Consider the following 18,593-nt stretch of genomic DNA (forward strand, 5'->3'; position numbering starts at 1 on the left):
ATGTCCTCGACCGACCTCTACCGTCCCACGGCATCAGAAGATCCGCCGCGGACGCTCGACAACCTGCCGCTGTTCCCGTTGCACACCGTGCTGTTTCCCGGTGGACGGCTGCCATTGCGCGTGTTCGAGGCGCGCTATGTCGACATGGTGCGCAACTGCCTGCGCGACAACACTCCCTTCGGCGTTTGCCTGATCGAAAGCGGCGAGGAAGTGGCCCGGCCGGACCAGCCCACCGTGCCGGAACTGATCGGCTGCCTGGCGGAGATCGTCGACTGCAACATGGAACAGCTGGGCGTGCTCTTGATCCGTGCGCGCGGCCGCGAGCGCTTCCATATCGTCAGCCATGACACCCGCGACGACGGCCTGCTGGTTGCGCGCGCCGAGGTGCTTCCTCCCGACATCATCGACTGCAAGCTGGAGCTGCTGGGCGAATGCCTGGATGCGCTGCGGCGCATTGTCACGCGGCTCCATGCCGAGCAACCCGACCGCCTGCCATTCGACGAGCCCTACCTGTGGGACGACCCGAGCTGGGTCGCCAACCGGCTGTGCGAGTTGCTGCCGGTGCCGCTCAAGGCCAAGCAGATGCTGATGGCGTTGCCCGATGCCGGCATGCGCATCGAGATCGTGCACCGCTACATGCGCCAGAACCACATGCTCTAGGCGCTCAGAACAGCCCGCCGCGGGCCTGGTCCTCCAGCAGCCTGCGCACCGGCGCGGGCGTACCCACCGCATCGAGATCGTCAAGCGAGATCCAGCGCTGCGCGGCTTCCGCGGCGCCGTCCTGCGCCATCAGGCTTGCGCCGTCCGCGCTCACATCGACCCGGATGGCACGGATCAGCAGGCGGAAGTGCGTGAACACATGGGTCAGCTCGCCGGTCAGTGCGGCGCGCGCGGGCTTGCCGAAGGCGCGGGCATAGTCGAGCGCCCCCGCCTCGGCGGCTTCCGTGTCGAAGGGCACGCTGTCGACCGGCATCTCCGGCAGGCTCCACAAGCCGCCCCAGATGCCGCTGCCGGGGCGCAGGCGCAGCAGCACTTCGCGCTGGCGCCGCACCAGCAGCATTACCGTGCTGCGCTCGGGGATGGCCGCGCGCGGCTTGGGCGTGGGCAGCACGCCGGTGAGCCCGTCGCGGCGCGCCACACAGTCGGCCGACAGCGGGCACGCACCGGCATCGGCCAGGCAGGCCGGCTTGCCGCGCGAGCACACCGTGGCGCCCAGGTCCATCAGCCCTTGCGTATAGGCGATCATGTCCTCGGCCTGGCGCGGGCCTGCGGCCGGCAAGGCCAGCTCGGCCAGCTGCCACATGCGCGTTTCCACCACGCGCTCGCCCGGATGGCCGTGGATGCCGAAGCAGCGCGCGAACACGCGCTTGACGTTGCCATCCAGGATTGGAGAACGCACGCCGGCGCTGAACGCGGCGATTGCCGCGGCGGTGGAACGGCCGATGCCGGGCAATGTGGCCAGCACCGCGGGATCGGTCGGGAAACGGCCACCATGCTCGCTCACCACCTGCATAGCGCAGCGGTGCAGGTTGCGTGCGCGCGAGTAATAGCCCAGCCCCGCCCATAGCGCCATGACCTGGTCGGCAGGCGCCGCCGCCAGCGCCTGCACCGTGGGCAGCTGCGAGACAAAGCGCTGGAAGTAGTCGATCACCGCGCTCACCTGGGTCTGCTGCAGCATGATCTCCGACAGCCAGATGCGGTACGGGTCGCGCGTGTTCTGCCACGGCAGGTCGTGCCGGCCATGCTGGCGCTGCCAGTCGACCACGCTGGCGCCGAAGTCGGGCGGCACGCAGATATCGTCGGGGATGGCGGGAACGGCGCGAGGGGCTGGTTTGCGGGGCATCTGGGTGAAACGTTCTGAAGCGCGGGGCGCGCGGCGCACCAAAGGAAAAGGCGCCGCTAAGTGCGGCGCCACATGATATACCGGCTTCAGGATCAGGCCACCGCAAGGCTCGCGCTGTCGGCTGCAGCCGTCGGCCGCAGCAGCCGCTGCGCGTAGCCCTCGATACGGCCGCTGCGCTCGTCCAGGCCGTTGAGCACTTCCTCGAGTTCGGCAATGCGGCTTTCCAGCGTGTCGGTGGCCTCGTGGATGCGCTCGATCGAATCGACGCGCCGGCGCAGCTGCTTCTGGTGCTCGCGCACCTGCGCTTCCAGCGGCGTCATTACCGACTTGAGCCAGACCTCGATATCGCGGTTCAGGTCGCGGAAGTTCTCCAGCACGCGGCTGGCCATGGTGCTGAAGGCGCTCTGGACCAGCTGCGGGCGCGAGCGCGTCAGCATGCTGACCGTGCCGAAGTGCGCATGCACCAGGCGCAGTGTTTCCTCAAGCTCGGCCACGTAGCGCTCGGCAGTGAACTGCATCGGCGCGGGCAGCGTGAAGCCGTGCTCGGCGTTGAAGCGCCGGTACATGCTTTCGATCAGCTGGTGCAGCTGGCCGATCTTGTTGTCGGCATCGGTCACCAGCCTGGTCAGCTGCGCAAACAGCGCGTCCATGTCTTCGCGCAGTCCGCGCGAGAAGAAGCGCTCTTTCATCTGCTCGCGCGCGCTGCGCATGGTGAGGCGCACGTCGCGCAGTTGCAGGCTCTTGATGATGTCGGCGCTGTGGCGGCCGAAGACCAGGCGCAGCGCCTGGAACTTGCTGATGCTCTGCTCGAACTCTTCCTTCTCGCCCTGCACCCGCATCAACATGTGCTTGACCATCGCGTGGTTCTTGCCGCGCAGGCCGCGCAGCTCGAACAGCTGCTCGACGATATCGCGGCGGCGGCTCTGCAGCAGCTGCTGCGCGGCGCGCGCCATGTCCTGCACCAGCCGGTGCGCCTGATCCGAGACGATCTCGCGCCGGCGCGGGATCAGCTGGTCGGACAGCACGTGCTCGAACTCGGGCAGGCCGCTGCGCGCCAGCAGCTCGTCGTCGTGCGTGACCTTGGCCACCAGGCCCTTCTGCGCCGATACCGGATAGACGCGCGACTGTTCGATGCCCAGCACCTGCGCGGTGGTGGACACCTGCCGCGCGATCTCCTGCGCGATCTCGCCCGGCTCGCGCAGCGGATCCCACAGCCCGTCGATCTTGTTGAGCACCGCCAGGCAGCCGCGCCGGTGGCCGGCGCCGACATGGCTGCGCCACAGCTCCAGGTCGCTCTTGGTGACGCCCGCATCGGCGGCCAGCACGAACACCACCACATGGGCATCGGGGATCAGCCGCAGCGTCAGCTCGGGCTCGGTGCCGATCGCATTCAGGCCCGGCGTGTCAAGGATCACCAGGCCCTGGCGCAGCAGCGGATGCGGGAAATTGATGACGGCGTGGCGCCAGCGCGAGATCTCGACCATGCCCTCGGCATCGACCGCGTAGGCGGCATCGGGATCGTTCTCGTGGTACAGGCCCAGCGCCTCGGCCTGCGCCGGCGGCACGCGCACGGTCTGCACCACGTGCTGGAACGCAGCCAGCATGCCCTCGGGCGAAGACGGGTCCAGCGGCACCGAATGCCAGTGCGAAGCCGAGGTGCCGGCCTCCAGGAAGTCGGCGGTAGAGGCCTCCTGCAGGCGTGTCTCGATCGGCAGCAGCCGGATGCACGGCGGCTCGGCCTCGTCGTAGCGCAGCTCGGTCGGGCACATCGTGGTGCGCCCCGCCGACGACGGCAGGATGCGGCGCCCGTAGTCGGCAAAGAAGATGGCGTTGATCAGCTCGCTCTTGCCGCGCGAGAACTCGGCAATGAACGCGACCTTGAGCCGGTCGCTGCGCAGCACGCTCTGGATGCGCTGCACGCGGTCATCGGCCTGGGCGTCGTACAGGTCGTGCTGCTGCAGCCAGGACTGGAATTCGGCCAGTGACTGGAGGACCCCGGTTCTCCAGGCGCCGTATTGTTCGAATTGGTGGGCGAGCGTTGTCATGGAGCTGTTCGGCTGACTTGGTTTTACCTCGGGGCACGCCGCTTTCGCGCTGCGCCCGTGTTCGCACAATGCCGGCCCGACCACGGTCTACCTGCAGGCGGTGGGCCATTTTGTAACTTTTTATGACTGCGCACACGATACAGGTTTCCACGACGGTTTTGTGGAATTCACGCCCCTCCGTAATGGCTTGCACAAGGAGTGTTGCGCCGACCCATCGACAATCGCCGGCGGCGCGCATTGTGCGCCACACGGCGCCTGCCCGGGGTGGCCGCCAAGGCTCAGCGCTGGCAGTTCGGGCAGTAGAAGGTCGAGCGCTGGCCCTGCACGATCTGGCGCACCGGCGTGGCGCAGACCCGGCATGGCTGGCCGGCGCGGTCGTAGACCAGGCAATCCAGCTGGAAATAGCCGCTGGCGCCGTCGCTGCCGACAAAGTCGCGCAGCGTGCTGCCCCCGCGCTCGATTGCCTGTGCCAGAGTCTCGCGCACCGCCTGCGCCAGGCGGTCGCAGCGCGCGCGGCTCAGGCGCCCGGCCGGGGTGGTCGGACGGATGCCGGCGCGGAACAGGCTTTCGGACGCATAGATATTGCCCACGCCGACCACGATGCCGCCGGCCAGCAGCACGGTCTTGATGGCGGCGCTGCGCCCGCGCGTGTGGCGGTGCAGCCAGGCGCCGTCGAAGGCAGGATCGAAGGGCTCGATGCCGAGCGTGCGCAGCAGCGGGTGCGACGGCAGTTCAGCCTCGGGCAGCGTGCTCCACAGGATGGCGCCGAAGCGGCGCGGATCGCGGAAACGCAACACGATGGTGCCCGGTTTGGTGTCCAGCGCGGCGCCGGGACCGGGGGCCAGCACCAGGTCAAGGTGGTCGTGCGCGCCAGGCGGCGGCGCCTCGGGCAGCACCCGCAGCGTCCCGGTCATGCCCAGGTGGACCAGCAGCCAGCCGGCCGGCTCGCCCGCCGCCTCGCTCACGCATTCCAGCAGCAGGTATTTGCCGCGGCGCTCGATCCGGCGCACCACGCGCTGGGCCAGCCGCATTTCCAGTTGCGGATCGACCGGCCAGCGCAGGCCGCGGTGGCGCACCGTGACCGCGGCGATGCGCCGTCCCACCACATGCGGCAGCAAGCCGCGCCGGGTCACCTCGACCTCGGGCAATTCTGGCATCGAACCTCTCCGTTGGTTACCGCTCAAAACTCCAGCGGCGCCTGCGGGCACCGGCCTGCGGCGCCAAGCAGCGCATTGTAGCGGCAGGCTACAATGCCCTTTATCAATGCGCTTTCTCTCATCCCTCGCCAGCGCGCGCCGGAGCAATCACTACATGTCGGACCTCATGCCGGACCTGATGCCGGACTCCACATTGCAAGCCACCGCGGGCGGCCTCCCGATCGCTTTTCCAGGCGCCGTTTCCCGCACAGCGCGCACGGCTGGCGCCCTGGCCCGGTTTTTCCAGGCGCCCCGCCGCCATGCGCGTGCGCTGGCCGCCTCGGCATTGCTGGCCCTGGCCGCCGGCACCAGCCACGCCGCGCCGCCTGCGGGCGCCATGCCATTGCCACCGGCACTGCAGCTGGCCGCGGCCGAAAGCGAGCGCCCCGCCGCCGCCAGGTCCGCACGCAGCGCGCTGCCGTCGCTGGAGCTGACCGACGACATCGTCTATATGGTGCTGGCCGCGGAGATTTCCATGCAGCGCGGCCTGGTTGGCCCGGCCTACCGGACCTACATGGAACTGGCCCGGCAGACCCGCGACCCGCGCTTCGCGCAGCGCGCCACCGAGATCGCCTTCAATGCGCGCATCCCGCAGCAGGCACTGGACTCCGCGCGCCTGTGGAAGGAGATTTCTCCGACTTCGCCCGCGGCAGCGCAGGTGCTGTCGACGCTGCTGGTGCTCAACGGCCGCTGGGACGATGCCCGGCCCCTGCTGCAGCAACAGCTGGCGGCGGTGCCGGCCAGCCAGCGAGGCGAGGCCATCCTGCAGCTGCAGCAGCAGCTGTCGCGCACCAGCGATGCGGCCGGCGCGGCCACACTGCTGCAGGACCTGACCAAGAATGACGCCAAGCTGCCGGAAACGCAGCTGGCACTGGCGCGCGCCAGGGAAGTCGCCGGCGACGAGCCGGGCGCGCTCGCCGCGCTCGACCAGGCATTGCGGCTGCGCCCGGGCTATGAAGCGGCCGCGCTGATGGCGGCCGAGCTGCGCGCCGAGAAGCAGCCCGACGAAGCCGTCGCGATCCTGAAGCGCTTCCTCGACAAGTCGCCCGATTCGGTCAACGGCCATATCACGCTGGCGCGGCTGTATCTGCTGCGCAACGACATGCAGTCGGCCCGGCAGGAGTTCGAGACCCTGCGCAAGGTAGCCCCGGGCGACCCGCGCGTGCCGCTGGCATTGGGCCTGACCAGCCTGCAGGCCAAGAGCTACGGCGAGGCCGAGCAGTACCTGAAGGAATACCTGCAGCTGGTCGAGAAGCAGCCCACCGCCAACCCCGACATTGCCTACCAGTACCTGGCGCAGATCGCCGAGGAGCGCAAGGACTACGCCGGCGCCATCCGGTGGCTGGACCGCATCGAGGACATCCGGCTGGCGCCCGCGGCGACCGCCAAGCGCGCACAGCTGCTGGCGCGCATGGGCAAGCTCGACGACGCCCAGGCGCTCTTCGGCGAGATGCTCACCGACGCCGAGGACATCTCCGATCCTGGCCAGCGCGCGCAGCGCATGACCGCCATCCGCCAGGCCGAGGTGGCCACGCTGATGGAAAGCAAAGCCTATGACCGCGCCCGCAAGCTGCTCAACGACCGCATTACGGCCGAGCCCGACAACGCCGACTGGATCTACGAGCTGGCCATGCTCGACGAGCGCCAGAAGCGTTACGACAGCATGGAGAAGGGCCTGCGCAAGGTGATTGCGCTGCAGCCGCAGCAGAAGCAGGGCTACAACGCGCTGGGCTACTCGCTGGCGGACCGCAACGAGCGGCTGCCCGAAGCGCTCAAGCTGCTGGAGCGCGCCTCCGAGCTGGGGCCGGACGATCCGTACATCATGGACAGCCTGGCCTGGGTCAAATTCCGCATGGGCGACCTGCGCCCGGCGGCCGACCTGCTGCGCAATGCCTATTCCAAGGCGCCCGAGGCCGAGATCGGCGCGCACCTGGGCGAGGTGCTGTGGCAGCTCGGCGAGCATGACGAAGCGCGCAAGACCTGGACCGAGGCCGTCCGCATCGACCCCGAGAACGAGACCCTGGTCGACACGCTGCGCCGCTACAAGGTCAACGTGCAAGTGTCCAAGTAACCCCGCCCGCCGCGACCCGCAGCCCGGGTCCGCGGCGCCGGATTTCCGTCAGCCGGCGGACGCCGCCGCGCCGCCGTTCTCACGACCAAGCCCATGAACCGATCCCGACGCCTGGCGCTCTTCTGCGTTGGCGCCCCGCTGCTGCTGCAGGCGTGTGCCAGCGTGGCACCGTCGCGCAGCTTTGATGGCGACCAGGCCGCCGCCAGCCAGCAATACACCGGCCGCTTCTCCGCCAACTACGTGCGCTACGGGCGCGACGAAGGCGTGCAGGGAAGCTTCCGCTGGGAAGAACAGGGCCGCAACGTGCGGCTGGACCTGGTGTCCCCGCTCGGCCAGACCCTGGCCGTGGTCACCGCCACACCGTCCGGCGCCACGCTCGACCTGCCCAACCAGCCGCCGCGCAACGCGCCAGAGGTCGACACCCTGATGGAGGAAGCGCTCGGCTTTGCGCTGCCGGTGGCCGGCATGCGCGACTGGCTGCACGGCCGCGCCACGCAGGGCGCGCCCGCGCGCACCACGCGCGACGAGCAGGGCCGGCTGGCCACGCTGGCGCAGAACGGCTGGACCGTGCGCTACGTCGCCTGGCAGGACGCAGCCGCCCAGGTGCCGCGCCGCATCGACCTGGCGCGCGACGCCGGCAGCAATCCGCTGTCGGTGCGCCTCGTGATCGATCCCCGGACGCCGTGAACCACGCCATGCATCGCAGCCAGCCCCTGCCCCCGCCCGAACTGCGCGACTGCCCCGCGCCGGCCAAGCTCAACCTGTTCCTGCACGTGACCGGCCGCCGCGCCGACGGCTACCACACGCTGCAGACCGTGTTCCAGCTGGTCGACTGGTGCGACACGCTGCATTTCCGCCGGCGCGACGACGGCGTGGTCGCACGCGTCACCGACGTGCCCGGCGTGCCGGCCGAGACCGACCTGGTGGTGCGCGCCGCGCGCGCGTTACAGGCGGCCACCGGGGCCACGTTCGGGGCCGACATAGCCATCGACAAGGTGCTGCCGATGGGCGGCGGCATCGGTGGCGGCTCGTCCGATGCCGCCACCACGCTGCTGGCGCTGAATCACCTGTGGGGACTGGGCCTTGCGCGTGCCGAACTGATGCGCATCGGGCTGGCGCTGGGCGCCGACGTGCCAGTATTCGTGTTGGGCCAGAACGCCTTTGCACAGGGCATCGGCGAGGACCTGACGCCAGTCGAGCTGCCCGAGAGCTGGTTCGTGGTCATCCACCCGAAACAGCATGTCCCCACCGCTGAAATTTTTTCGGACGAGTGCTTGACAAGGGATACGCCGCTCTCCATAATTGCGGTCTTCGCTGCTCGCACAAACAAATTCGATTTCGGTCGCAACGACCTGGAACCGATAGCAACAGCGAAGTTCGGCGAAGTCGCCCGAGCCCTGGCATGGCTGAAGCAACACAATCAGCATGCCAGGATGACCGGTTCCGGAGCCTGCGTGTTTGCGCGTTTTCCCGACGCAACAACAGCGCAGCAGGTTTTGGAAAGGTTGCCTCCCGAATGGGACGGCAGGTGTGTGCGCAGTCTGGCACGTCATCCGCTCGCAGCGCTCGCGTAGCAAGTTTTCGTTCGGCGCGGTACGGCAGTCTGGTACCACGAAGAACGGCCCGGTTGTGTAGGGGAGTCGCCAAGTTGGTCAAGGCACCGGATTTTGATTCCGGCATTCGAAGGTTCGAATCCTTCTTCCCCTGCCATTACATTCCTATAGTGTCCTTACGGACTCTCTGTATCAGTCACCGGCTTTGCCGGTGACACCAAGCTCCCCCAGCAGCAAGACAGGTGCCCCGAATGAGCAGCGAAGGCTTGATGGTATTTACCGGCAACGCCAACCCCAAACTCGCGGAGGCTGTCGTACAGCACCTCGGCATTCCCCTGGGCAAGGCGTTGGTTGGCCGTTTCTCCGACGGCGAAGTTCAAGTTGATATCCAGGAAAACGTTCGCGGCAAGCACGTCATCGTGCTGCAGTCCACCTGCGCGCCGACCAACGACAACCTGATGGAGCTGATGGTGATGGTCGACGCGCTCAAGCGCGCCTCGGCACGCAGCATCACCGCCGCCATGCCCTACTTCGGCTATGCGCGCCAGGACCGCCGCCCGCGTTCGGCGCGCGTCGCGATCTCGGCCAAGGTCGTGGCCAACATGCTGGAAGTCGCCGGTGTCGAGCGCGTGCTGACGATGGACCTGCACGCTGATCAGATCCAGGGCTTCTTCGATATTCCCGTCGACAACATCTACGCTTCGCCGGTACTGCTGGGCGACCTGCGCGAGAAGAACTACGGCGACCTGCTGGTGGTGTCGCCGGACGTCGGCGGCGTGGTCCGTGCCCGCGCACTGGCCAAGGAACTGAACTGCGACCTGGCGATCATCGACAAGCGTCGTCCCAAGGCCAACGTGGCCGAGGTGATGAACATCATCGGTGAAGTCGACGGCCGCAACTGCGTCATCATGGATGACATGATCGACACCGGCGGCACGCTGTGCAAGGCCGCCCAGGTGCTGAAGGAGCGCGGCGCGCTGAAGGTCTTCGCCTACTGCACGCACCCGGTGCTGTCGGGTGGCGCGGCCGCCCGCATCGCGGACTCGGCGCTGGACGAAGTGGTGGTGTGCGACACCATCCCGTTGTCCGAAGAAGCCGCCAAGTGCACCAAGATCCGCCAGCTCTCGACCGCCCCGCTGCTGGCCGAGACCTTCACCCGCATCGTCAAGGGCGACTCGATCATGTCGCTGTTTGCGGGTTCCTGATAGAATTTAAGGCTTTACTGCGTTGATCGCCGTTTTTCGGCGATCAACGTGACTTGATCGGCGCATCATTTTCTGTTTGCGCCGCAACGAGGCTGTCTGGTCGCGGACGGCCTTCTTACTTTTGGAGTCATCATGAAAGTTGTCGCTTTCGAGCGTAGCGTACAGGGAACGGGTGCGAGCCGCCGCCTGCGCAATTCGGGCAAGACCCCCGGCATCATCTACGGCGGCGCCGCCGAGCCGAAGATGATCGAACTGGATCACAACGCGCTGTGGCACGCCCTGAAGAAGGAAGCGTTCCACTCGTCGATCCTGGAACTGGAAGTCGCTGGCAAGTCGGAACAGGCCCTGCTGCGCGCATTCCAGATGCACCCGTTCAAGCCGCTGGTGCTGCACGTCGATTTCCAGCGCGTGTCGGCCAACGACAAGATCCACGTCAAGGTGCCGCTGCACTTCATGAACCAGGAAACCGCTCCTGGCGTGAAGCTGGGCCACGGCATCGTCAACCACATCCTGAACGACCTGGAAGTTTCGTGCCTGCCGGCCGACCTGCCCGAGTTCATCGAAGTGGACCTGGCCGCCGTCGAGCTGAACCAGACCGTCCACCTGTCGGACATCAAGCTGCCGAAGGGCGTGACCGTGATCACCCACGGTGACGACAACCCGGCCGTCGCCAGCATCTCGCAACCGGCTGGTGCCGTGTCGGAAGCTGCCGAAGGCGGCGAAGCCGCTGGCGAAACGCCGGCTGCCTAAGCTGCAGCAGCGGTCGCGGCCTGCCGGCCGCGCCACGAAGAAACCGCCGCTTCTTGCGGCGGTTTTTTTTCGCCCGGCAGCCGCCTGCCGGTTTTTCGGTATCCTTGGCGCTTGTGGCGCAGCCTTGCGCGCCAACGACCCAGTCAAACGCATGATCAAGCTCATCGTCGGCCTCGGCAATCCCGGTGCGGAGTACGAGGCCACCCGACACAACGCCGGCTTCTGGCTGGTGGACCAGCTGGCCCGCATGGGCGGCGCCACGATGCGCGTGGAAGGCCGCTTCCACGGCCTGGCCGCGCGTGCGCGGCTGTGGGACCAGGACATCTGGCTGCTCAAGCCGTCGACCTTCATGAACCGCTCCGGCCTGGCCGTGGTGTCGCTCGCGCGCTTCTACAAGGTCCTTCCCGACGAGATCGTGGTCGCGCACGACGAGATGGACCTGCCGGCGGGCGCGGCCAAGCTCAAGCGCGGCGGCGGCGCGGGCGGCCACAACGGGCTCAAGGACATCTCGGCCCACCTGTCCACGCAGGACTACTGGCGCCTGCGCCTGGGCGTGGGCCATCCGCGCAACGCGCCCGGCGGCGCCGGCGCGGGCCGCGAGGACGTGGTCAACTTCGTGCTCAAGCCACCGCGGCGCGAGGAGCAGGAAGCCATCGATGCCGCCATCGACCGCTGCATCGAGCCGCTCGGCCTGCTGGCACGCGGCGATGCTGAACGCGCCATGGCGCAGCTGCATACCACGCGCTGACAAATACGCATATTCCTGCGACAAGCGTATGAAAACGGGCCGCATCTGCGGCCCGTCGTGGTTTGGCGGCCCAAGACTGCTGTTGCAGACAATATGTCATCAAAGTGCCATGGGCGGCACATACATTCCGTGGTTTCCAATCGCTTCGGTATCGCATGGTGGCCGATGCGCATGACAACCCACAGGAGGAAAGCCCATGTCGTACCTGACCGATCAAGCGCGGGCCGCCAGTCGCGCTGCCAAGCCCGACGCTGACGTGCCCGGCCAGATGCTCGAAGACATCGTAGCCGCCAACCCGGCCCGCCGCCGGGTGCTGCGCGGCGGCCTGGGCCTGTCGCTGGCCTCGGCGTTCGGCAGCGGCCTGCTGGCCGCCTGTGGCGGCGATGACGATCCCGCACCGGCACCGGCCCCCGCACCTGCTCCGGCCCCAGCGCCCGCCGCGGCCGCCCCGAGCTACGACGTCACCTTCGAGCCGGTCACCAAGTCGACCGCGGATGCCGTGGTCGTGCCCAATGGCTACAGCGTCGACGTGCTGTTCTCCGCCGGCGACCCAGTCGAAGCCGGTGCCACCGGCTATGCCGGCGCGTTCCAGTCCTCGGCCGAAACCGAGCGCCAGGCCGGCGGCAACCACGACGGCATGCACTACTTCGCGCTGCGGGGTGTCGATCCGCAGAAGGGCGGCCTGCTCGCCATCAACCACGAGCTGCCGGACTACAAGATCCTGTTCGCGGGCGGCACCTATGACGCCGCCACGGCCAGCCCCGAGCAGAAGCGCATCGCGCTGTCGGCGGTCGGCATCTCGGTGATCGAAGTGGAACTGGCAGCCAGCGGCAAGTGGCAGGTCAAGCGCGACTCGATCTACAACAAGCGCTACACCGGCAACACGCTGTACCGCGTGGGCGGCCCGGCTGCTTCGGTGGTGGGATCGACCGTAGTCGGCATGCTCAACAACTGCTCGAGCGGCCATACCCCGTGGGGCACCTACCTGACCTGCGAAGAGAGCACGGACAACTACATCGACCCGACCCAGGCCGAGAACGGCTACGGCTGGGTGGTGGAAGTCGATCCGTACGGCACGCTGGGCTCGCCGGCCAAGCGCACCGCGATGGGCCGCTTCGACCATGAGAACGTCGCCTTCCTGACCGACGCCAGCAACAACGTCGCCTTCTATATGGGCGACGACGGCACGCCGGGCTGCATCTACAAATTTATCCCGAGCAAGGCCTTCGATCCGAACAACCGCGCCGCCAATGCCAACCTGCTGGACAGCGGCACGCTCTACGTGGCCAGGTTCAACGCCGACGGCAGCGGCCAGTGGATCGAGCTGACGCAGGGCAAGAACGGCCTGACCGTGGGCGCTTCGGATCCGGGCAACTGGACCCAGTCGGCCGTCTCGCCGGCGCCGACCACGGTCGACTTCGCCAGCCAGGCCGACGTGCTGATCAACACCAAGTCGGCCGCGCGCGTGGCCGGTGGCACGCTGATGGACCGCCCCGAGTGGATCACGGCCGCATCGGACAAAACCCTGTACTGCACGCTGACCAACAACAGCGGCCGCCAGCAGACCGACGCTGCCAACCCGCGCAAGAACAACCTGCACGGCCATATCGTCAAGTGGAACGAAGCCGGTAATTCGCCGCTGGCGACCACGTTCACGTGGAGCATCCTGCTACAGGCCGGCGACCCGTCGCTGGCCACCGACAACCTGAAGGGCAACATCAACGGCGACACGTTCTCGAGCCCCGACGGCCTGCGCGTCGACCCGCAGGGCCGGCTGTGGGTGCAGACCGACTCCAGCACCAGCGCCACCTACACCAGCACGTTCGGCAACAACAGCATGTACTACATCTCGCCGACGGGTCAGTCCAAGCGCTTCCTGGTCGGCCCGACCGGCTGCGAGATTACCGGCATCGCCTACACGCCGGACCTGACCACCTGCTTCATCAACATCCAGCACCCCACCGGCGCGTGGCCGGACGCGGCCAAGCCGCCGCGCTCGTCCACCATCGTGGTGCGCCGTGGCGACGGCAAGCCGATCGGTGCGTGACCGCGCAGTGCAGTAGGTAGTACCAGCAGTAACTGGGGAAAAGTTAAACCCCCGTCACCTTGCGGTGCCGGGGGCTTTTTTTGCCTTCCTGAAGCTGCGGGTCAGGCCGCGTGCTTGGCGGCCGTCAGCAGCCGGTAGCGCTGCATCAGGACCTCATGCGTTTCGACGCGGTTCGGATCCTTGGGGATACAGGCGACCGGGCAGACCTGCTGGCATTGCGGCTCGTCGAAGTGCCCGACACACTCGGTGCACTTGTTGGGGTCGATTTCATAGATCTCGGGCCCCATCGAAATGGCTTCGTTCGGGCACTCGGGTTCACAAACGTCGCAGTTGATGCAGTCGTCAGTGATCATCAGCGCCATGGTGTTTCCTTCCTGCGGACACGCCCGCGCCCGACTGGCCGCGACTCGACGTATCTGAGTCTGCCATTTTATTCCGGTTTGCCGATTTTCTCTTGCAGCCAGCGTTCCACCGACGGGAACACGAACTTGCTGACATCGCCGCCCAGCACCGCGATCTCGCGCACGAAGGTGCCGGAGATGAACTGGTACTGGTCCGACGGCGTCAGGAACATGGTTTCCACGTCGGGCAGCAGGTAGCGGTTCATGCCTGCCATCTGGAATTCGTACTCGAAGTCGGACACCGCGCGCAGGCCGCGCACGATCACGCGCGCATTGTTGTTGCGCACAAAGTCCTTGAGCAGGCCGGAAAAGCCTTCGACGCGCACATTGGGATAATGCCCGAGCACTTCACGGGCAATGCCGATGCGCTCTTCGAGCGAAAAGAACGGGCGCTTGTTGGGGCTGTGCGCCACGCCGACCACCAGTTCGTCGAAGATGTTCGACGCACGGCGGACCAGATCCTCGTGTCCCCGGGTCATTGGATCGAACGTGCCGGGATAGACCGCGATGACCATACTTCCTCCTTGATCTGCCCGCTGCCGGCCTTGGGCCGCCTCTTGCGCCGGCCGGACCGGCGTGGGTGCTGCGTCGCGAGCGTTGTAACAGCGGCGTAGTGTAACCCCAAATGCGCCACTTGGAAGCCGCCCGGCGCACCGTTTTGCCGCAGCGCAGCTATGAAGCCGTTTCCCATTGAGGAAGGGGACCTTCCTCATTGCAGAACAGGCCTACCCGGACCATCGCCCCAGACTAGTGCATCAGGCAGCGCCGTTGCCCGGCACGCGATGCTGCAGCAGGTGGAAATGCACCGCGCCGGCGCGCGCGTGGCGCACGATTTCAAGCGACGCCGGCACCGGCGCGTCGGCACCGGTCAGCGCATGGTCGGTCTCGACATAGACTGCGCCGCCGGGCCGCGACAGCCTCGCCGCGTGCTCCAGCGCCGGCCCGACCCAGTCCTCGGCGAAGGGCGGATCCAGGAAGACCACGTCGAAGCTGGCATCGGGCAGTTGCGCGGCAATGGCAAAGGCGTCGCCCTGCATCACGCGCACCTGAGCCGCGTCGAGCCGGTACTGGTTGTCGCGCAGCTGCTTGGCCACGCGCGCATTGGACTCGACCAGCGTGACCGCGGCGGCGCCGCGCGAGGCGGCCTCGAAGCCGAGCGCGCCGGAGCCGGCGAACAGGTCCAGGCATTCCAGCCCGGACAGGTCCTGGCCGAGCCAGTTGAAGAGCGTCTCGCGCACGCGGTCGGGCGTGGGGCGCAGGCCCTGGGCATCGGGAACGGGCAGCAAGGTGCGCTTCCAGCGGCCGCCGATGATGCGGACCTGGGACGGCTCCTGGCGCGGTGCCTGGCGTGGCGCCGCGGAAACGGGGGAACGCCCGCCGCTGGCAGCGGCAGGAGAGGCGGGTCGCCCGCCGATGGCGGGGGCACGGCAATCGGGAACGCGAATTCATCCCGTGATTGTAGAGCCTGCGGGCCGGTTCGCCGCACGCGCCGGAGCCCCGGCGCGCATGACGGGCCCAAGCGGTGCCGGCATCACTGCCTGGCGGCAGTCGCAGGCGCCGCGACCGGGCCGCCGACGATCACCGTCGCCATATTGTCCGGGCGCACATGGCGCTGGAAAGCGGCCCTGACCTGCTCGCGCGTGACCTTGCCAATCTGGGCGGTCCAGGTGTCCAGGTAATCCAGCGGCAGCCCGTACCAGCCGATATTGGCGACGTTGGTCAGGAGCTTGCGGTTGTTGTCGATGCGCAGCGGGAAACCGTTGATGAGGTTGTCCTTGGCCGCGCGCAGCTCTTTCTCGGTCGGGCCCTCGGCGACAAAGCGCGTCAGCACCTGGCGCACCAGCGCCAGCGCTTCGTCGGTCTGCGCCTTCTTGGTCTGCAGGCTGATGCCGAACGGACCCGGCTGCTTGGACGGCGCGAAGTAGCTGTCCACGCCGTAGGTCAGGCCGCGCTTCTCGCGCACCTCGTCAGTCAGGCGCGAGCTGAAGCCGCCGCCGCCCAGCACGTAGTTGCCCACCAGCAGCGCGAAGTAATCAGGGTCGCCGCGGGCAATCGCCGGCTGGCCGATGGCCACGCTGGACTGCTGTGCCGGATGCGGCATGCGCTGCTCGCTCGGGGCGATGTTCAGGCGCACCTGCGGCATGGCCGGCGCCGCGCTGCCGGGCGGCAGCCCGCGCGTGAGCTGCTCGGCGATGGCTTCGGCCTGCTTGCGATCGACCGCGCCGATAAGCGTCACCACCGCGCGCTGCGCGCCGTAGTTGTCGCGCCAGAACCTGACGATGTCGTCGCGCGTGATCGACGCCACGCTGTCCGGGGTCGCGGCCACGCCATAGGGGTGGTCAGGGTACATGGCCTTGGCCAGCGCCTTGTCGGCGATCACGCCGGGCTTGGCGTCGGCTTCGCGGATGGCGGTGATCAGGCGCTGCTTCTCGCGCCCGACCACAGCGTCCGGGTAGGTCGGCGCCTTGATCAGTTGCGCGGCCAGCGCGACCGACTGGTCCAGCTCCGGCTGGGCGGTCAGCGTGCGCAGCCCGATGCCGCCGCGGTCGCCGCCGGCGGCGCCGCCAAAGGCGGCGCCGGTATCGGCAAAGCCATCGGCGATCTTCGCTTCATCGCGCGCCGGCTGGCCTTCCAGCGCCGCGGCACCCTTGTCCAGCAGCGCGGCGGTCAGCGTGGCCAGCCCGGCCTTGCCCGGCGGGTCATAGCGACTGCCGGCGTCGAAGTCGATATTGACGTCGAGCATCGGGATCGACGGGCTATGCACAAAGAACACCCTGGCGCCGGTTGACGCGGTCCAGTGCTCGATCGGGATCGCGGCCTGCGCCAGTTGCGCAGCCAGCAGGACCACGGCGCCCAATGCGGCGCCGGCCAGTTTGCGCAGCGCACGCTGCGGGGTAGTGACGGACTGAGTCATCGCCTTTCCTCAGTGGCGCAGGCCCGACGGGGCCTGGGACTTGGGCTTGTTCGGATCGATCGGCTGCGGCACCAGCGTGGCCACGGTCAGGTTGTCGTCGTTGAAATACTTCGCGGCGACGGCCTGCACCTGCGCCGGCGTGACGGCCTTGATCTTGTCGAGCATGCGGTCGATCTGGCGCCAGGAGATATCCGAGATCTCGGACACGCCGATTTCCATGCCCTGCCCGAACACCGAATCACGCTTGTAGATCTGGCCGGCCACCACCTGCGCCTTGACGCGCTTGAGCTCCTCCGGCGACACGCCCTCCTTGGCGATGCGCTGGACCTCGGCGCGCAGCGCGCGCTCGATCTCGTCGGTGTTGTGGCCTGTGGCGGGCGTGCCGTCGAGCACGAACAGCGACTCGCCGCGGTTGATGCTGTCATAGCCGACGTTGACGTCGTCGGCCAGGCGCTGCTCGCGCACCAGTTCGCGCGTCAGTCGTGCGTTGTCGTAGCCGTTGAGCACGGCCGCCAGCACCTCCAGCGCGTAGGGGTCGACGTCCTTCTCGATATCGCGCAGGCGCGGCACCTTGTAGGCCATCACCATGTACTGGTTCTCGGCCGGCGCCTTGACCCAGATGCGCTTGATGCCCTTTTGCGCCGGCTCTTCCTGGTCCTTGCGCAGCGGCAGCGTACGCGGCTTGAGCTTGCCGTAATAGCGCTCGGCCAGGGCGCGCACTTCCTCGGCCTTGACGTCGCCGGTGACAATCACCATGGCGTTGTTGGGCACGTACCAGTGGCGGTACCACTCCTTGACGTCGTCCACGCGCATATTGACCAGGTCGTCCATCCAGCCGATCACCGGGTGGCGGTACGCGGCGGCGGTGTAGACCGTGGCCAGCAACTGCTCATAGACGGTGCCGCGCGCGGAGTCATCGGTGCGCAGGCGGCGTTCTTCCATCACCACCTTCATCTCGCGTTCGAACTCGTCCTTGGTGATGACGAGGTTGGCCATGCGGTCGGCCTCCAGCTCCATCATCCTCGGCAGGTACTGCTTGCCGATCTGCTGGTAGTACATGGTGAAGTCGCGGTTGGTCATGGCGTTCTCACGGCCGCCCAGCGCGGCCACCTGCTTGGAGAACTCGCCCACGCCGACCTTGGGCGTGCCCTTGAACATCATGTGCTCGAGCATGTGCGCCACGCCGGTGGTGCCGCTGACCTCGTCGATGCCGCCCACGCGGTACCAGATCTGGTGCGCCACCGTGGGCGCGCGGTGGTCTTCCTTGACGATCAGCCGCAGCCCGTTGGACAGGCGGTATTCGGTCGTGCCATGCGCGGTCGCGCCGGCCGGGGCGGTCTGCGTGCCGGGCATCGGCGAAGCCACCACGCCCTGCGCCCCTGCCGGCATCGACCACGGCAGCAAGGCCAGCAGCAGCGTGGGAATGACTCGCCGCGCGAGACGCGCGGCGCGGGCGGGAAGCGGTTTGGAGGAAGGTGAAAGGCGTTGGAAGCGCGTTGCGACGCAGGCTTTGGTGCCTTGTGCGCCCGCAGCGGCCAGGACAGCGCAATGGTTCATGCGACCCCGTCTGCTAGAATTTTGCCGATCGACTCACGTGCGCAAGACTGCGCGCATGAATCTGCCATGTAGCGAACTATACGCAATCGCCGGCCGGGACCACAACGCTTTCTCCCCAGCCATCGCGATGCCTGCGTAACCCATTGATTTATAACCGGTTGCCTGCTGGCATTTGGCTGCCGCCAGGGTATCGGCCCCGGTATTGACTCCATTCCCCAATGTTTAGTTTCTGGAAGAAGCGCAAGGCCGAGCCCGCGCCCGCC

The 18,593-nt window shown here is 67.6% G+C and carries 16 protein-coding genes and 1 tRNA gene; 9 read left to right on the forward strand and 8 right to left on the reverse strand.

Annotated elements, in window-relative coordinates:
• Window positions 1-660 (forward strand): LON peptidase substrate-binding domain-containing protein, encoded by a 660-nt coding sequence (locus tag AC3WRR_RS27630; protein ID WP_010814381.1) that lies wholly within the window; start codon window positions 1-3, stop codon window positions 658-660.
• A gap of 4 nt (window positions 661-664) precedes the next feature.
• On the opposite strand, the gene mutY is transcribed toward AC3WRR_RS27630, so the two are convergent.
• From mutY to mutM, 3 genes are all read right to left on the reverse strand, one after another.
• Complete coding sequence (gene mutY / locus AC3WRR_RS27635) at window positions 665-1,843, reverse strand: A/G-specific adenine glycosylase (RefSeq protein WP_492298646.1); 1,179 nt, start codon at window positions 1,841-1,843, stop codon at window positions 665-667.
• Window positions 1,844-1,935: 92 nt separating this feature from the next.
• Window positions 1,936-3,888 (reverse strand): dynamin family protein, encoded by a 1,953-nt coding sequence (locus AC3WRR_RS27640; RefSeq protein WP_011614482.1) that lies wholly within the window; start codon window positions 3,886-3,888, stop codon window positions 1,936-1,938.
• Window positions 3,889-4,166: 278 nt separating this feature from the next.
• Window positions 4,167-5,045, reverse strand: coding sequence for a bifunctional DNA-formamidopyrimidine glycosylase/DNA-(apurinic or apyrimidinic site) lyase (gene mutM, locus AC3WRR_RS27645; RefSeq protein WP_492298648.1), 879 nt, complete (start codon window positions 5,043-5,045; stop codon window positions 4,167-4,169).
• A gap of 154 nt (window positions 5,046-5,199) precedes the next feature.
• On the opposite strand from mutM, the gene AC3WRR_RS27650 reads away from it, so the two are divergent.
• The 8 genes from AC3WRR_RS27650 (at window position 5,200) to AC3WRR_RS27685 (ending at window position 13,458) form a co-directional block, all read left to right on the forward strand.
• Window positions 5,200-7,155: a tetratricopeptide repeat protein gene (locus tag AC3WRR_RS27650; RefSeq protein WP_011614480.1), complete on the forward strand. Its 1,956-nt coding sequence runs from the start codon at window positions 5,200-5,202 to the stop codon at window positions 7,153-7,155.
• 93 nt (window positions 7,156-7,248) lie between these two features.
• On the forward strand, window positions 7,249-7,842 hold the full coding sequence (gene lolB / locus AC3WRR_RS27655) for a lipoprotein insertase outer membrane protein LolB (protein WP_492298650.1): 594 nt from the start codon (window positions 7,249-7,251) through the stop codon (window positions 7,840-7,842).
• Between the two features lie 8 nt (window positions 7,843-7,850).
• Window positions 7,851-8,729, forward strand: a complete 879-nt coding sequence (gene ispE / locus AC3WRR_RS27660) for a 4-(cytidine 5'-diphospho)-2-C-methyl-D-erythritol kinase (RefSeq protein ID WP_010814375.1) — start codon at window positions 7,851-7,853, stop codon at window positions 8,727-8,729.
• Window positions 8,730-8,788: 59 nt separating this feature from the next.
• A tRNA-Gln gene (locus AC3WRR_RS27665) sits at window positions 8,789-8,865 on the forward strand.
• A gap of 94 nt (window positions 8,866-8,959) precedes the next feature.
• A complete protein-coding gene (locus AC3WRR_RS27670) occupies window positions 8,960-9,913 on the forward strand; it encodes a ribose-phosphate pyrophosphokinase (RefSeq protein WP_010814374.1) in 954 nt (317 codons plus the stop codon).
• Window positions 9,914-10,045: 132 nt separating this feature from the next.
• Window positions 10,046-10,663 (forward strand): 50S ribosomal protein L25/general stress protein Ctc, encoded by a 618-nt coding sequence (locus AC3WRR_RS27675; protein WP_010814373.1) that lies wholly within the window; start codon window positions 10,046-10,048, stop codon window positions 10,661-10,663.
• A gap of 151 nt (window positions 10,664-10,814) precedes the next feature.
• A complete protein-coding gene (pth, locus tag AC3WRR_RS27680; protein ID WP_010814372.1) occupies window positions 10,815-11,411 on the forward strand; it encodes an aminoacyl-tRNA hydrolase in 597 nt (198 codons plus the stop codon).
• Window positions 11,412-11,607: 196 nt separating this feature from the next.
• Window positions 11,608-13,458 (forward strand): PhoX family protein, encoded by a 1,851-nt coding sequence (locus tag AC3WRR_RS27685; protein WP_492298652.1) that lies wholly within the window; start codon window positions 11,608-11,610, stop codon window positions 13,456-13,458.
• 101 nt (window positions 13,459-13,559) lie between these two features.
• Here AC3WRR_RS27685 and AC3WRR_RS27690 read toward each other — a convergent pair whose 3' ends face one another.
• From AC3WRR_RS27690 to AC3WRR_RS27710, 5 genes are all read right to left on the reverse strand, one after another.
• Window positions 13,560-13,820: a YfhL family 4Fe-4S dicluster ferredoxin gene (locus AC3WRR_RS27690; protein ID WP_010814370.1), complete on the reverse strand. Its 261-nt coding sequence runs from the start codon at window positions 13,818-13,820 to the stop codon at window positions 13,560-13,562.
• A gap of 68 nt (window positions 13,821-13,888) precedes the next feature.
• Window positions 13,889-14,374: a pantetheine-phosphate adenylyltransferase gene (gene coaD / locus AC3WRR_RS27695; RefSeq protein ID WP_010814369.1), complete on the reverse strand. Its 486-nt coding sequence runs from the start codon at window positions 14,372-14,374 to the stop codon at window positions 13,889-13,891.
• 240 nt (window positions 14,375-14,614) lie between these two features.
• Complete coding sequence (gene rsmD, locus AC3WRR_RS27700) at window positions 14,615-15,145, reverse strand: 16S rRNA (guanine(966)-N(2))-methyltransferase RsmD (RefSeq protein WP_492294357.1); 531 nt, start codon at window positions 15,143-15,145, stop codon at window positions 14,615-14,617.
• 245 nt (window positions 15,146-15,390) lie between these two features.
• The gene (locus AC3WRR_RS27705) at window positions 15,391-16,773 is read right to left on the reverse strand and encodes a M16 family metallopeptidase (protein ID WP_058697916.1); all 1,383 of its coding nucleotides are present in this window, start codon (window positions 16,771-16,773) and stop codon (window positions 15,391-15,393) included.
• Window positions 16,774-16,782: 9 nt separating this feature from the next.
• Window positions 16,783-18,330, reverse strand: coding sequence for a M16 family metallopeptidase (locus AC3WRR_RS27710; protein WP_010814799.1), 1,548 nt, complete (start codon window positions 18,328-18,330; stop codon window positions 16,783-16,785).
• Window positions 18,331-18,593 lie beyond the last annotated feature (263 nt).

It is taken from the genome of Cupriavidus sp. FW305-3-2-15-C-LB2, assembly GCF_058787575.1.

What these genes read in the sequence shown, in the direction of transcription:
- AC3WRR_RS27630 (WP_010814381.1), top strand. Translation starts at nt 1, where the DNA reads ATGTCCTCGACCGACCTCTACCGTCCCACGGCATCAGAAGATCCGCCG.
- mutY (WP_492298646.1), bottom strand. Translation starts at nt 1,843, where the DNA reads ATGCCCCGCAAACCAGCCCCTCGCGCCGTTCCCGCCATCCCCGACGAT.
- AC3WRR_RS27640 (WP_011614482.1), bottom strand. Translation starts at nt 3,888, where the DNA reads ATGACAACGCTCGCCCACCAATTCGAACAATACGGCGCCTGGAGAACC.
- mutM (WP_492298648.1), bottom strand. Translation starts at nt 5,045, where the DNA reads ATGCCAGAATTGCCCGAGGTCGAGGTGACCCGGCGCGGCTTGCTGCCG.
- AC3WRR_RS27650 (WP_011614480.1), top strand. Translation starts at nt 5,200, where the DNA reads ATGTCGGACCTCATGCCGGACCTGATGCCGGACTCCACATTGCAAGCC.
- lolB (WP_492298650.1), top strand. Translation starts at nt 7,249, where the DNA reads ATGAACCGATCCCGACGCCTGGCGCTCTTCTGCGTTGGCGCCCCGCTG.
- ispE (WP_010814375.1), top strand. Translation starts at nt 7,851, where the DNA reads ATGCATCGCAGCCAGCCCCTGCCCCCGCCCGAACTGCGCGACTGCCCC.
- AC3WRR_RS27670 (WP_010814374.1), top strand. Translation starts at nt 8,960, where the DNA reads ATGAGCAGCGAAGGCTTGATGGTATTTACCGGCAACGCCAACCCCAAA.
- AC3WRR_RS27675 (WP_010814373.1), top strand. Translation starts at nt 10,046, where the DNA reads ATGAAAGTTGTCGCTTTCGAGCGTAGCGTACAGGGAACGGGTGCGAGC.
- pth (WP_010814372.1), top strand. Translation starts at nt 10,815, where the DNA reads ATGATCAAGCTCATCGTCGGCCTCGGCAATCCCGGTGCGGAGTACGAG.
- AC3WRR_RS27685 (WP_492298652.1), top strand. Translation starts at nt 11,608, where the DNA reads ATGTCGTACCTGACCGATCAAGCGCGGGCCGCCAGTCGCGCTGCCAAG.
- AC3WRR_RS27690 (WP_010814370.1), bottom strand. Translation starts at nt 13,820, where the DNA reads ATGGCGCTGATGATCACTGACGACTGCATCAACTGCGACGTTTGTGAA.
- coaD (WP_010814369.1), bottom strand. Translation starts at nt 14,374, where the DNA reads ATGGTCATCGCGGTCTATCCCGGCACGTTCGATCCAATGACCCGGGGA.
- AC3WRR_RS27705 (WP_058697916.1), bottom strand. Translation starts at nt 16,773, where the DNA reads ATGACTCAGTCCGTCACTACCCCGCAGCGTGCGCTGCGCAAACTGGCC.
- AC3WRR_RS27710 (WP_010814799.1), bottom strand. Translation starts at nt 18,330, where the DNA reads ATGAACCATTGCGCTGTCCTGGCCGCTGCGGGCGCACAAGGCACCAAA.